Source organism: Plantactinospora sonchi, from assembly GCF_036422035.1.
GTDB lineage: Bacteria > Actinomycetota > Actinomycetes > Mycobacteriales > Micromonosporaceae > Plantactinospora > Plantactinospora sonchi.
On the sequence record NZ_JAZGQK010000021.1, the window covers coordinates 132,581 to 145,828 of the forward strand.

The window sequence follows — 13,248 nt, forward strand, 5'->3', positions numbered from 1 at the left end:
CGTCGGCAGGCACGACCGATTGCCGATATCGGTGGTGGGGGCTTTGTGTGGTGCCCGGGCAATCTGGCGTTCACCGACCGCGCTCGTTCGAACTCGTGGGAAGGACCATCCGATGCGAAGGAAATCTGCGTACGCGGCGGCACTGGTCTTCGCCGCGATCCTGGCACTGACCGGCTGCACCGGAGAGGGCGAGCAGGGCGGATCCCGAGACGCGCAGCGGATGACCGACGAGTCCGGCCCGCCGCCCGGGGTGCCGAGCCGCTCCGGCCAACTGGGAGCCGTGGTCGCCACACGGCAGGGATCGGTGTCCGGCACCAACTGGTCCAAACCGATCCGGGTAGAACTCTACGAACTCCGACGTGACCAGGGCTTCGTCACGGTCAACGTCCGGATCACCGACACGACTCCGGAGGGCGGCGGGGGCGTCTTCGGCTGGCGCGCGGCGGACTTCTTCAGCGTCGAAGGCTCGGCCGGGGCCGACGGCTTCGACAGCGTCTATCTGCTCGACCGGAAGAACCGTAAGAAGTACCTGGTCGCCCGGGACGCGCAGAAAGTGTGCCTGTGCTCCACCAAGCTGGGACTTCACGTGCAACCCCAGCAGACGATCGGCCTCTACGCCACCTTCGGGGCCCCGCCGGACGACGTGACCGTTGTCGATGTCTACGTGCCGCAGGTGGAGGCGTTCGAAAATGTTCCGCTCGGCTAGCCGCGAGCGTCCCCTGCCACGCGCCTCGGCGGCCGTCGTCGGACTGCTCGTTCCGCTGGGGCTGTTCGGCGTGACGCCGACCGAAGCAGGTGCCGCACCGACCCCGACTCCGGTTCCGGCGGAATCGGTGCTCGAGTTGACCGGGGAACCTCCCGTCGGTCCGATCACCACACCCGTGGTCGAGATAGCGGCTCCGACGCTCGACGTGTTCTCGGTGATCGGGACGGTGCAGGGGGACGAGAGCGAGGCCGACTCCACCCGGGAGGTCGAACTGACCCTCGCCGCCGACGTGCTCTTCGCCTTCGGCAAGGCGCAACTGACCCGCGCCGCCCGTCTACGGCTGGATCGGGCCGCCGAGCGGCTGCGTACCCAGGCGGCGGGGGTGGTGTACATCGCCGGCCACACCGATTCGATCGGCAGCGAAGCCGGCAACCTGGCGCTGTCCCGAGCCCGGGCCGAGGCCGTCCGGGTCCACCTCGCCGACCTGCTGGCCGATACGCCGCTCACCTTCGAGGTCACCGGCCACGGGGAGAGCCGGCCGGTCGCCGCGAACGTCACGGCGAACGGTGCGGACAACCCGTCGGGCCGAGCCAAGAACCGACGGGTGGAAATCCGCTACCAGAAATGAGCGGCGTCCGGTCCGGCCGCCACCCTCGGCGCCCTCGACCTCCTGTCCCGGCACGGCGAGAGTGACGAGCGGGGCAAGGGCTGAGCCAGCTCGCCGGATGGCGTACGCGACGGCACCGACACCGAGGATGTTCCCGCCTCCACATTCTCCGGGCTCCGTGAACGCCGTAGCCCACGGCGTGAACTCCGCGAGACGAGTTCGGTCGGGTGTTGTGTCCGGCTGCTGCTGTTGCGACGTACGCTGGCGGGGTGACTGTCGCGGCCGGCCGGATGTCTCCGAGGCTGCTGCTGCGCTGGCTGCTGGTCGTCGGGGCGCTGACCGCCGTTACGTTGTTCGGCGGTGCCTCATCCGGTGACGGAAACCTCTCGCCCGTGTCGGCGGTCGGGCACAGCGCCTGCCCGAACGTGATCCTGCAGGCCTCGTTGCCGGGCGCGCTGGTGGCCGGGACCGGTGCTCACACACCGGACGGCGGGCACGGTCCGAGCGAGGCTGTCGCGGGCGCGTGCCTGTTCGTGGTGGTGGCGCTGGCGGGGCTGGCCATGGCCGGACTGGTTCGCCGGCCGCTGCTGGTGCACCTGGCGTACTGGTGGGCACGGCTGCGCGACCCGCTGCCCTGGTCGCCGGTGTCCGGTCTGACCCAGCCGGACGTGCTGCGCATATAGGCGCGGCGTAAGACTCTTGTCGCGGTAGCCCTTCCGGGGCGCGTCCGGCGCCTTTCCGTCGCCGGACCCTCGGTGGCTCCCGCATATCCACCCAACCGTTGATCGCGCGCAGGCGTATCCGGTGGGTTCGCCTGCTGCTACCCGGTACCGGTCCGGCACCTGGCCGGGGTATCGGCCTGTGCCGCAACCAGTACCGCCACATCTGAGCTGTGAGAGAGGAAATGACCGTGCCACCGCACAAGACGAGAACGAATCGTGGTTCAGCGGGCAGGCGACGCCCCGGACGCGGGTCCGGCGGCTCTAGGCCCGCTGGCCCAGCCAACCCGCAACTGAAGGCCGCCGGAAAGGCGGTACGCAAGGTACGGCAGGGCGGGATGAGCACCAATCTGAAGGTGACACTGAGCATTGTCGCGGTCGCGCTTGCCGCGCTGGTTGTCGCCGTGGTGGTCAACCGTTCCGGTGAGGGCGACGTTCCGGCCGGCGAGGTGGCGCAGACGGTGGTCCGGGCGGACAGCCACCGTCTCTCTACCGCCGTGGACGGAAAGGTGACGGTGGTCGAGTTCCTGGACTTCGAGTGCGAGGCGTGCGGCGCCGCGTACCCGGGGGTGGAGCGGCTCCGTGCCGAGTACCGCGACCGGATCACGTACGTGGTGCGGTACTTCCCGATCACCAGCCACCCGAACGCGTTGAACGCCGCCCACGCCGCGGAGGCGGCCGCGCGGCAGGGCAGGTTCGAGCAGATGTACGTCAAGATGTTCGACAACCAGGCCGCGTGGAGCCACAAGCGGCAGTCCCAGGCAGAGACGTTTGTCGGGTACGCCAGCGAGCTGGGCCTGGACGTGGCCAGGTTCCGCGCCGACATGGCCAGCCCGGAGGTGGCCGCCCGGGTCCGCGCGGATGCGGAGGACGGCCAGCGACTCGGCGTCCAGGGCACACCCACGTTTTTTGTCAACGGCGCACGGTACGAGCAGGACCCGACGTACGAGGCGCTGAAGAAGACCGTCGACGACGCCTTGGCGCAGTGAGGAAACCGCCGTGTCCAGCACCATCGTCACCCGAACCGACCCTGGCGACGGCGCCGCGCCGAACCTGGGCAACCCGATCAGCGACCGGCTGGTCGGCTGGGTCCTGAGCGTCGGCGGGCTGCTCGGCGGCGTCGCCGCGTTCGTCCTGGTCGTGGAGAAGATCGCGCTGCTCCGTGATCCCGACTACACGCCCAGCTGCTCGATCAATCCGATCCTGTCCTGCGGCTCGGTGATGAACACGCCGCAGGCCGAGGTGTTCGGCTTTCCCAACCCGCTGCTCGGGGTGGCCGTGTTTCCGCTGGTGGTAGCCACCGGTGTTGCTCTCCTCGGTGGGATCCGGCTTCCCCGCTGGTGGTGGCTGGGCCTGCAGGCCGGCACGATCTTCGGAATCGGGTTGGTGCACTGGCTGTTCTTCCAGAGCGTCTACCGGATCGGTGCGCTGTGCCCGTACTGCATGGTGGTGTGGGTGGTCACGATCACCGTGTTCAGCTACACCACGTTGTACAACCTCGACCGCGGACACCTTCGCGTCCCGGCCGCCTGGCGACGGGCGGTTGCGGTGGCCACCCGTGTGCACACCGCGGTCCCGGTGGCGTGGCTGCTCGTCCTGACCCTGCTGATCGGCGAGGCGTTCTGGACGTACTGGCGCACCTTGCTGTGACGGCGAACGTCCGTTGACCCGGCTCGGTCATGGTCACATGGCCGAGCCGGGCCACTACTGGGCTGAATCGGCGGTGAGAGAGGGGTTCGTCAGGTGTGAGTTTTCTGGTTGGGGTTTCCTCAGGTGTCACGTCGCGTGGTGTAGGTGCCGGAGTCGACTCCGGTGGCGGACGCGGGCGCTCGACGCCCTTCACCGACCGAGGGTCAGCCGTCCGGGTTTCGGACGTTGACGGGGGACTGGGCGTCAGTTCTGGCCACGACGTCGGCGGCGGGCCGAACGCGCGACGACCAGCCCGCACCGCCAGAGTAGCGAGGGCGGCGTTGGCGCCACCACCAATCACGGCGCCGATACCGAACGGTGCCACTCGACCGAGAACGATGATTCCCTGCTTGGTCCCGTACTTCGTGATGAAGTGTTTACCCAGGATCTTGTTGATCTGGCGCAACGTCTGGAGGGGCACCTTGGCGACGACCTGACGCCCCCAGTGCTGCCCCGTACGCTCGGCGACCTTGGTAATGGTGGCGGCGCCGGAGCCACCGAGCATGATGCCCATCACGATCGTTCGGCGGCGCTCGACCTCGTCGATTCGGACCCCGTGGACTTCGGCGAGCGAGAGCGCGAAGAGGGCGCTCAGCTGGAGAGAGGTGAGCGCTTCGCCTCCCGTCAGCGCCAGTGCGACGCCCGTGCCGACGCCGGGTGCCGCCGCAGCTCCGCCAACCGCCGCACCCGTCCCGGTCAGGGCGCTGACGTACATCCGCTCCAGGTTGCGGATCACCTGTGCCGGCGTCGCCTCGGGGTTGCGCTGGCGGGCCCGGGCGATGTTCTTGCGTACCAGTGGGCTCTGAAGGGCGATTGCCTTGTCCAGGAGGTCGAGGACTCGCTGCCCAGGCACGGCTGTTTCCGGAAGCGGTTCGTCGAAGTCATCTGGTGCCATGCCTCAAGCTCCTTAGGTCGTCACGTCCCAACTGAGTCCCCGCATGGTCCTTAGCTCGACGGGCCTGCGCCATGAGAGGGGCCGAGTTTTGTCCACGTGGGATCGCGGCCGGACGGGTTACGTCGTGGTAGGCGGTCCTCGTCAGATCTGAAGTGGCATCCAAACCGTGCCGACGACCACGTGGCAACCACTGATCGGCCTGCCTGTACCACCGGCCGGGTCATCTTGTCGGAGGCGGCGGATACGGTGCGACCGTCGATGCGCCGGTGACCGGCGTCGACCATCTACGACCCCTCGCCGGAAGGTTCCGCCGATGCCTCAGGAGACGACCTACCTCGAACTGTCCGAAGAGGACGGTAGTGCGCACAAGTTCTACGAGGTGACCGTCGACGACGCCCAGTTGACCATCCGGTACGGCCGGATCGGCGACGCCGGCCAGGTCAAGAGCAAGGCGTTCCCGGACAACCAGCGGGCCCGGGCCGAGGCGTCCAAGAAGATCGGCGAAAAGGTCCGCAAGGGGTACGCCCCGGCCGTGCCCGGCGTACGGCAGAAGCGCAGTGTCTCCCGGCGGCAGATCGTCAGTACCCGGTCCACCGCGCGTACCGCGCCGGTGCTGTGGCGGTACAACTCCGGTGCCCCGGCGTTCGGCATCTTCGTCGACGACGACCGCTGCATGGTCGGCAACGAGAGCGGGCTGATCACCAACCTGAGTCACGACGGTCAGGTGATGCAGCAGTTCGGCCTGCCGGACGGGGTGAAGTGCATCGTCGCCGACGACGACTGGCTCTACGCCGGCTGCGACGACGGCAACGTCTACGACCTGTCCGGCAAGGTGCCCCAGTTGGCGTACCGGATCGCCCCGGACATCGACATCTACTGGCTGGACATCCACGACGGCGTACTGGGCGTCTCCGACGCGGGCGGCGGCATCGCCGCGATCGACCACGAGGACGAGTTCCTCTGGCGGCGGCGGGGCAACGGCACCTCGGGCTGGATGGTCCGCTGCGACGCCGACGCCGTACACCACGGTCACTCGCGCGGGGTGACCAGCTACGACTGGCGTACCGGGCGGGAGGTCTGGCACCAGCCGACCGGCGCGGTGCTGTTCGGCTGGCAGGAGCCCGGCATGCTGTACGCCGGTACGGCCACCCGCCAGGTCGTCCGGCTGGGCAAGGACGGCCGGTCGGAGCGGGTCTACCGGTGCGACGCCCCGGTCTACTCCTGTGCCACCGCCGAGAACGGTCGGTACGTCTTCGCCGGGGACAGCCACTCCTCGGTGTACTGCTTCGACGCGGCCGGCAACCGGCTCTGGAAGCTCGGTACCGGTTGCGGCTCCGCGTACTCGATGCAGTACCACCAGCAGCGGCTCTACATCGTCACCACCGACGGCTCGCTCGCCTGCATCGACGCCAGCGAGGCGGCGATCCGCGCCGCCGAGCAGGGCACCGTTCCCGACGTGGTCGACGTCAAGGCGCCGCCGATGCGGACCGTCGTCCCGTCCACGACGGTGGAGGTGACCAGCGACCGGGGGAGCGGCGTCGTGGTCGAGTGCGTCGAGCTCGGTGGCCGGCTGCGAGTGCACGTGGTCTCGGGCGGCTACCGGCAGGACTGGTCGGTGCAGTTCCCGAAGGGCATTCGGGAGCCGGGGGTGCGGTACCTGGTGACCGAGGTACGCGAGGCCGGGCGGGGCGGCTTCTACCGGGCGTACGGTGACATCCGCCGCCTGGTCTGAACCGGTCCACGCCGCGCGACCGGCCCCGTCCCTCCCGTCACCCGGTCCCTCGCCCGGCCCGGCCTCCGGTCGGACGGTGGCCGGACGACGACGTCACGGTCGTCGGCGATCGCCCCGGCCAGGGGCTGGGACGCGCACTGCGCGATGCCAACGGTGAGCCGTCGTTCATCTCGCCGCACGCAGGCGTTCGACGGCCTTCGCGGCCAGTAGTCGGAGCTCGGGCTCGCTGCCGCCGGCGTTCTCCCAGCCCAGGTCGGCGACGACGGTGACATGGTCACCAACCCGGGCGATCACGGCCGGAGTGGTCACGACGTGGACGTCGTCTCCGTAGTTGAACCGTTCGGAGACCCGGAGAAGCAGCGACTCGTCGCCGGCCACCCCGGTCCCGGCCACCTCCCACCGCTGCTGTCCGGTGCCGAGGCTGCCGGGACACTGTCGTACCGCATCGACGATCTCGTCGAACGCCGTCTCCGCGTGCCCGGGATGCAGACCGACGTACTGCAGCACCACGTGTGACGTGTAGCCGTCGCCCTGGCTGACGTACGCCCGCATCGCCACGGCGGCGGTCCGGGTCCTGTCGCTCGGATACCGCGCGTCACAGGGCCGGGCCGGCCGCAGGTGCGCGCTTTCACCGTCCGGTACCGGCTCGAGCCTCGCCCCGTTGAGATCCTCGGGTTGCAGCAGCGCCGATCCGGCGATCACGTCCGTTGTGCCCGGTGACGGGGAGGGAGTCGACGAGCTGGGTGATGTCGCGGCGGCAGCGGGGGTGGCGGGTGTCGTCGACGGGCCACCCGTGGCGGCGGGGCCGACGCCGCTGTCGGTCGTACAGCCGGCGAGCATGATGAGGCCCAACGCCACGGCGACCGGGGCTTGCAGACGAGTACGGCGCACCGCGTCCTCCGGGCTAATTCGGACCCTTTGCCGCAAACTACCCTACGGATCGCGTCGGTGACCGTCACCCGGACGGGTGGATGTGCCGGTGGCACTGTCGACGAGAGGTGTACGAGAAAATCACTCCTGCTCGGTCCTGCGCCGGTCGAGATTGCGCGGGCGGCGGTGGAATGAGGACTGCGGCCCACGGTTGAGCCTTCGGCGTGCGGGCCGCCGACCTCGGGCAAGCCGGACGATCATCCCTGCGCGCGCAGGCGTTCGACGGCCTTCGTCGCGAGCCGGCGGACATCGGACTCGTCGCCGTCGGAGTTCTCCCAGCCCAGATCGGCGACGACCGTGACGTGGTCACCGACCCGGGCGACCACGGCGGGGGTGGTCACGACGCTGGTGTCGCCGTAGGTGACGCGTTCGGAGATCCGGACGAGCAGCGACTCGTCGCCGGCCACCCCGGTCCCGGCCACCTCCCACCGGTGCTGTCCGGCCTTCAGGCTGCCCGGACACCCGCGTACCGCGTCGGAGATCTCGTCGAACGCCGTTTCCGCCTGCCCGGGGTGCAGTCCGACGTACTGCAGTATCACCTGGGGCGTCTGGCCGGCGCCCGGGCTGACGTACGCCCGCATGGCGACGGCGGCGGTCCGGGTCGTGTCGCTCGGATACCGCGCCTCACACGGCCGTAGCGGCCGCAGGTGCGCGCTGTCGCCCTCCGGGACAGGTTCCAGGCGTACGCCGTTCAGATCCTCGGGTTGCAGCAGCGCCGACGCGGGAATCGTGTCCGCCGTACCCAGTGACGGTGACCCGGTCGGTCGTCCGGTCGACGCTGTCCCGGTGGTGTCAGCTGATGCCGTCGTCGAAGGACCGTCCGTGGCGACGGGGTCTGGGTCGCCGTTGCTGGTGCAACCGCTCAGCACGATGAGGCCCAGCGTCAGCATCGCGGGGACCTGCAGAGGAGTACGACGCATGGTGTCCTCCGTCGGAATTCGGACCCTTCGCCTCGAACTGCCCAATCGTCGCGGCAGGCAAACGTCGCGGGCTCGGCGCACCGGCTCAGGTGTTGAGCTGCCAGATGGTGAAGTTGAGCGCGGCGGCGAAGGTGACCCAGGCCCAGTAGGGCAGGAGCAGCCACGCGGCCGGTCCGGAGCGTCGGCGGAACAGTACGACGGTCAGCCCGATGAGCAGCCACAGCACGACGATGTCGGCGAAGGCGAGCCCGTACCGGCCGGCGCCGAAGAAGAGCGGGGTCCAGATCGCGTTCAACACCAACTGCGCCGCGTAGACCAGCAGCGCCCGGTCGAAACCGGCCCGGCGCCAGTAGAGCCAGCCGGAGATCGCAATGAGCACGTAGAGCACCGTCCAGACCGGGCCGAACAGCCAGGACGGCGGAGCCCAGGCCGGCTGCCGGAGGTTCTGGTACTCCTCGCCGGTGCCCTGCACCGCGAGCCCGCCGATCGCGGCGGTGATCGCCACCGCGACCAGGAACCCGAGCAGGACCAGCCAGGTCCGGGCTCCCGGTTGGCGCTGGGGCTGGACGCGGGTCGTCATCCGGCAGGTGTTCCCGACAGTGGCAACGGACAAACCGCGTAGCACGACAAATGGTGCATGTTCCGGTCGCCAACGGGGCGGCGGGTCGTCTCGCCGGGGAGACTCCGGGGTGGGCGCTCGCCGGGGAGGGACGCCGGGGTGTGCGATGGTGGGCGCCATGACCACGCTGGCCCAGCTCCGCAAGACCGCGTTGTCCTATCCGGAGACCGTCGAGCGGGGCGGCCTCCCCGGCGTGGCCGCCTTCGCGGTCGGCGACACGGAGTTCGCCTCGGTCGACGCCGAGCACCGGGTCTGCCTGCAGCTTCCGAAGGCCGACGCGGACCAGGTCCTCGCGGAGCATCCGACCGCCGAGCGCCTGACCCGGGGCGCGACCGCGATCGGCGTCCGTGTCCCTTTGCGGGACATCAACGGTCAGCAGCTCAACCACTGGGTACGGCGTGCCTGGCTCGCGTACGCCCCCGAGCCGCTCGCCGCGCGGGTGGCCGCCGCCGAGACCGCGATCCCGGGCCAGGTCGGTGACCTGCCGAGAGCCATCGGTGGACCCGCCACCCGGGCTCTGGCCGGTGCGGGCATCACCAGTCTCGCCCAGGTCGCCGAACTGACCGGGGCCGAGTTGGCGGCACTGCACGGTGTCGGCCCGAAGGCGGTACGCATTCTCCGCGAGGCGCTCGGCGCGACCGGCCGTACGCTCCGGGACTGACCGGTACCGCCGCCGGCACCACGCCATCCTCCGGCACCGCCGATCCGACACCCGTCGGACCGTGCCGGTCAGCGACGGTCGGACAACTGGCCGCTGACGTGATCCGGCTTGTTGTCGTGTGCCGATACGACCCGGCACAGCAGGGCCGCGACGGCGCCGGTGACCACGCCGACGAAGGTGCCGGTGACGAGGCTGGACAGCACGGCGGCGGTACGCATGATGCCCTCCCGCGCCCCGGAGTCGAGGTCGGTGAGGTTGCCGCCGAGCGCCGGTGTGCTCCCGTCGAAGGCCGCGTCCCAGAGCAGTTGGTGGCCGACCGCGAGGAACACGCCGTAGAGCGCGCCGATGAGCAGCACCGTCAGGAACGGGCGTGGCGGACGTCGCCACAACACGGCCGCGATCCAGCACAGCGGTGGCAGGAAGACGAGCAGGCCGTTGACGAGGCTGCCCTCCTCGACGACACCGAGGTCGTGGACCACCACCCGGGGTGCGGCCAGCGCGGCGAGCCCGACCAGCACCGGCCACGGAAACCCGAACGTCCGGACGGCCCGGCTCATCGCCCCGCCCCCGTGTCCACCCCTGCGGCCGTCACCGCGCCCGTCTCGACAGCCGTGGGCACCGGTTCCGCCGCCACCGTCCCGGGCGCCGGTTCCGCCGCCACCGTCCCGGGCGCCGGTTCGGCCGCCACCGTCCCGGGCGCCGGCTCGCGGGCGAACCGCAGCAGCGCGGTGAACGCGAGCACCGCCGTCACCAGGCCGCCGGCGAGGCGTACCCGGTGTCCGGCGACGAACTCGCCGGCGACCTGGCGCAGGTACCCCGGAGAGTGGGTGCCGACCGGGTCGACGAACATGATCTCGTTGCGCGGCCAGAAGAAGAGTACGGAGAACAGGAACTCGCAGGCGACGAAGACACCGGCCGCGCCGGCGACCCACCATCGCAACCGACGGTCGCGCCAGGTGAGCACCGTGGCGGCGAGGCTGCTCAGCACCACGGTGGCGCCGAGCGGCGGGAAGTAGTCGCTCGGGCCTCCGGCGACCAGGAATTCGCGTGCCCGGTCCAGCGACGCGGGCGCGTCACCGAAGATGTTCGGATAGAGCATCACGGTCTCGGCGGCCACGCCGCCGAAGGACATCATCGATGTCCAGACCAAGGCGATAAGTACAGTCCATGTCAGTCTGGCGCGTAACACTACAAAAGTCCTCTCTGAGGGTGCAGGGCAGGGGGTTCGTCGAGTCGCCATCGACGCTAGGGAGCCGTGCGTCGACCGTCTGCCGCACAGCGGCGTGATCCGGGGTCGCCTCTCGACGTACGCGGCGGCCCCGGCCTGTCGCCCGTCGGCGACAGCGGGTCCACCCGGGGCCGGCCTAGGCTCGGCCACGTGCAGGTCACACCACCCACCCGGACCGACGCGCTGCTCGCCGCGGCCACCTTCTGCCTGGTAGCAGCGGCCGTGGCGACCGACGGCGGCCCACCCGGACGGGCCGCCCTCGCCTACTGCTTCGGGGTCGGGTTCGGCGTGCTGCTGCTCTGCGCCCGGGGATGGCCGGTGCCCGCGCTGCTGGCGACGGCGGTCGGCATCGTCGGGTACTACATGCTGGACCTGCCGCCGATCGGGCTGGCCGCGCCGGCCGCCGCCGTGCTGTACACGGTCGCGGAACGAGGCCGGGTGGTGCCGGCGGCCGTCGTCGGCGGGGCGCTGCTGGCGGTCTCCGTCGGCGCGCGGTTGACCGAGGGCGACGACGTCTCGATCGTCGTGGGTTTCGACCTCGGCTCCGAGGCCGCGCTGATCCTCGCGGTCATCGCCCTCGGCGACGCCGTGCGCAACCGGCGGGCACTCCGGGCCGAGTTGGCCCGGCAGGCCGCCGTCGCCGTCGAGGAGCGCCGCCGGGAGGCCGCCCGCCAGGTCGAGGCCGAACGGCTGCGCATCGCCCGGGAGGTGCACGACACCCTCGGGCACACCATGTCGGTGATCACGCTCCAGTCCGCCGTCGCGGAGGAGGCGTTCGCCGACCGCGCGCCGGACCGCGCGCGGGACGCCCTGGCGGCGATCCGCTCGGCGGGCGGCAGTGCGATGGCCGAGCTGCGGGCGACCCTCGGCACGCTGCGCCGCGACCCCGGCACCCGCGAACCGGCACCGGGCCTCGACCAACTGGGTACGCTCCTCGACGGCGTCCGCCGCAGCGGGCTGCCGGTCGACCTGCGGGTCACCGGTGACGTCGACGCGCTCCCCTCGGTGGTGGGGACCACCGCCTACCGGGTCGTGCAGGAGGCGCTGACCAACGCACTGCGGCACGCCGGAGCCACCCGGGTCGAGGTCACGATCCGGGTGACGGGTTTCCAGCTGTCGCTGGAGGTCGTCGACAACGGCCGGGGCGTGGTTGTCCCGGACGCGTCCACCGAAGGGACGGACGGGCTGTCCGGAGCGAGAGGTCAGGGACTGCGGGGAATGTCCGAGCGGGTCACCCTGCTCGGCGGGACCGTCGACGCCGGCAACACCGGGACCGGCGGTTTCCGGGTACACGCCCGCCTACCGCTGCCAGGAGGCAGGGCATGACCCCGATCCGGGTCGTCCTTGTCGACGACCAGCACCTGGTCCGCACCGGGCTCCGTGCGCTGCTCGAACGTACCCCGGAGATCACCGTCGTCGGCGAGGCCGGCGACGGCGCGACCGGCCTGGCGGTCGTCCGCGAGCAGCGGCCCGACATCGTCCTCATGGACGTCCGCATGCCCGGCACCGACGGCCTGACGGCGACCCGGCGGATCCTCACCGACCCAGGGCTGGCCGACGTGCGGGTGGTGATGCTGACGACCTTCGACGACGACGAGTACCTCTTCGAGGCGATCCGGGCCGGCGCCGCCGGTTTCCTGCTCAAGGACACCCCGCCGGACGCGCTGCGGGAAGCCGTCCGCGTCGTGGCGGACGGAAACGCCCTGCTGTCACCGGCGGTCACCCGGCGGGTCCTCGCCGCGGTGGCCCGTACGCCGCTGGCGGACCCCGGCCGGCTCGCCGGGCTCACCGAACGGGAACGGGACGTCCTCGCGCAGGTCGGCGCCGGGCGGTCAAACGCCGAGATCGGCGCCGCCCTGTTCCTCAGCCCGGAGACCGCCCGCACCTACGTCAGTCGGCTGCTGGCCAAACTGCACGCCCGCGACCGTGCCCAACTCGTGGTCATCGCCTACGAGACCGGCCTGGTACGCCCCGGCGAAACCTGACCGCCGCGCTCCGGGCTCCCGCTGCCGGTCCGATACGGCACCATGGCCGGAAGACGGTCGAGAGTGACGGAGGTACCGATGGTGGCGGAGAGGCATCCCGCGCTCGCCCGGCTCGACGTGCTGGTCGGGCGCTGGACGGTGCGGCCGCAGGTCGACGGCGTCGGGCCGGCCTGGACCGAGTTCGCCTGGCAGCCGGGTGGACTCTTCCTCACCCAGGTCACCGACGTCGACGAGATCCCAGACGGGACCCCGCGACAGTGGCGGGAGAACGCGCCGTTCCCGATGTGGTCGCTGATCGGGCTCGACGACGCGACCAGCGAGTTCACCATGCTGTACGCCGATGCCCGGGGCGTGCACCGGGTCTACCGGATGACGTTCGCCGACGGCCGGTGGCGGATCTGGCGGGAGGCACCCGGGTTCAACCAGCGTTTCACCGGCACGCTGAGCGCGGACGGGAACACGATCGACGCTCGGTGGGAGATGTCGAAGGACGGCGTGACCTGGGATCTCGACTTCGCGCTGAGCTACACACGCCAGCCGGGCTGACCCGGCCGGAG

General features: G+C 70.8%; 15 protein-coding genes. 10 read left to right on the top strand and 5 right to left on the bottom strand.

Annotated elements, in window-relative coordinates:
• Positions 1 to 112: 112 nt before the first annotated feature.
• The 6 genes from V1633_RS23915 to V1633_RS23940 all read left to right on the top strand — a co-directional run bounded on the left by V1633_RS23915 (position 113) and on the right by V1633_RS23940 (position 6,348).
• Positions 113 to 706, top strand: coding sequence for a hypothetical protein (locus tag V1633_RS23915; RefSeq protein WP_331216620.1), 594 nt, complete (start codon positions 113 to 115; stop codon positions 704 to 706).
• The gene (locus V1633_RS23920; RefSeq protein ID WP_331216621.1) at positions 690 to 1,334 is read left to right on the top strand and encodes an OmpA family protein; all 645 of its coding nucleotides are present in this window, start codon (positions 690 to 692) and stop codon (positions 1,332 to 1,334) included. The genes V1633_RS23915 and V1633_RS23920 overlap by 17 nt, the downstream gene beginning before the upstream one ends.
• 248 nt (positions 1,335 to 1,582) lie before the next feature.
• Positions 1,583 to 1,996: a hypothetical protein gene (locus V1633_RS23925; protein ID WP_331216622.1), complete on the top strand. Its 414-nt coding sequence runs from the start codon at positions 1,583 to 1,585 to the stop codon at positions 1,994 to 1,996.
• A 374-nt stretch (positions 1,997 to 2,370) separates the two neighbouring features.
• Positions 2,371 to 3,021, top strand: a complete 651-nt coding sequence (locus V1633_RS23930; RefSeq protein ID WP_331216623.1) for a DsbA family protein — start codon at positions 2,371 to 2,373, stop codon at positions 3,019 to 3,021.
• A gap of 10 nt (positions 3,022 to 3,031) precedes the next feature.
• Positions 3,032 to 3,682: a vitamin K epoxide reductase family protein gene (locus V1633_RS23935; RefSeq protein WP_407952093.1), complete on the top strand. Its 651-nt coding sequence runs from the start codon at positions 3,032 to 3,034 to the stop codon at positions 3,680 to 3,682.
• Positions 3,683 to 4,929: 1,247 nt separating this feature from the next.
• Positions 4,930 to 6,348, top strand: a complete 1,419-nt coding sequence (locus V1633_RS23940) for a WGR domain-containing protein (protein ID WP_331216624.1) — start codon at positions 4,930 to 4,932, stop codon at positions 6,346 to 6,348.
• 165 nt (positions 6,349 to 6,513) lie between these two features.
• Here V1633_RS23940 and V1633_RS23945 read toward each other — a convergent pair whose 3' ends face one another.
• The 3 genes from V1633_RS23945 to V1633_RS23955 form a co-directional block, all read right to left on the bottom strand.
• Entirely contained in the window at positions 6,514 to 7,239 is a 726-nt protein-coding gene (locus V1633_RS23945; protein ID WP_331216625.1) for a hypothetical protein, read from the bottom strand.
• Between the two features lie 236 nt (positions 7,240 to 7,475).
• Positions 7,476 to 8,198, bottom strand: coding sequence for a hypothetical protein (locus V1633_RS23950; RefSeq protein WP_331216626.1), 723 nt, complete (start codon positions 8,196 to 8,198; stop codon positions 7,476 to 7,478).
• Between the two features lie 85 nt (positions 8,199 to 8,283).
• Entirely contained in the window at positions 8,284 to 8,778 is a 495-nt protein-coding gene (locus V1633_RS23955; RefSeq protein WP_331216627.1) for a TspO/MBR family protein, read from the bottom strand.
• A 157-nt stretch (positions 8,779 to 8,935) separates the two neighbouring features.
• Between V1633_RS23955 and V1633_RS23960 the strand changes: the two genes are divergently transcribed.
• Positions 8,936 to 9,478 (top strand): hypothetical protein, encoded by a 543-nt coding sequence (locus tag V1633_RS23960; RefSeq protein WP_331216628.1) that lies wholly within the window; start codon positions 8,936 to 8,938, stop codon positions 9,476 to 9,478.
• Positions 9,479 to 9,546: 68 nt separating this feature from the next.
• On the opposite strand, the gene V1633_RS23965 is transcribed toward V1633_RS23960, so the two are convergent.
• Together V1633_RS23965 and V1633_RS23970 are read right to left on the bottom strand one after the other, a co-directional pair.
• On the bottom strand, positions 9,547 to 10,035 hold the full coding sequence (locus V1633_RS23965; protein WP_331216629.1) for a hypothetical protein: 489 nt from the start codon (positions 10,033 to 10,035) through the stop codon (positions 9,547 to 9,549).
• Positions 10,032 to 10,628 carry a DUF1772 domain-containing protein gene (locus tag V1633_RS23970; protein WP_331216630.1) on the bottom strand — a complete coding sequence of 199 codons (597 nt, stop codon included), beginning with the start codon at positions 10,626 to 10,628 and terminating at the stop codon, positions 10,032 to 10,034. Before V1633_RS23970 ends, V1633_RS23965 begins: the two co-directional genes overlap by 4 nt.
• Before the next feature lie 228 nt (positions 10,629 to 10,856).
• Here V1633_RS23970 and V1633_RS23975 point away from each other — a divergent pair, with 228 nt between their 5' ends.
• The 3 genes from V1633_RS23975 (at position 10,857) to V1633_RS23985 (ending at position 13,237) form a co-directional block, all read left to right on the top strand.
• On the top strand, positions 10,857 to 12,032 hold the full coding sequence (locus tag V1633_RS23975; RefSeq protein ID WP_331216631.1) for a sensor histidine kinase: 1,176 nt from the start codon (positions 10,857 to 10,859) through the stop codon (positions 12,030 to 12,032).
• Positions 12,029 to 12,691, top strand: a complete 663-nt coding sequence (locus V1633_RS23980) for a response regulator transcription factor (protein ID WP_331216632.1) — start codon at positions 12,029 to 12,031, stop codon at positions 12,689 to 12,691. The genes V1633_RS23975 and V1633_RS23980 overlap by 4 nt, the downstream gene beginning before the upstream one ends.
• A gap of 78 nt (positions 12,692 to 12,769) precedes the next feature.
• Complete coding sequence (locus tag V1633_RS23985) at positions 12,770 to 13,237, top strand: hypothetical protein (RefSeq protein ID WP_331216633.1); 468 nt, start codon at positions 12,770 to 12,772, stop codon at positions 13,235 to 13,237.
• Positions 13,238 to 13,248: the final 11 nt, after the last annotated feature.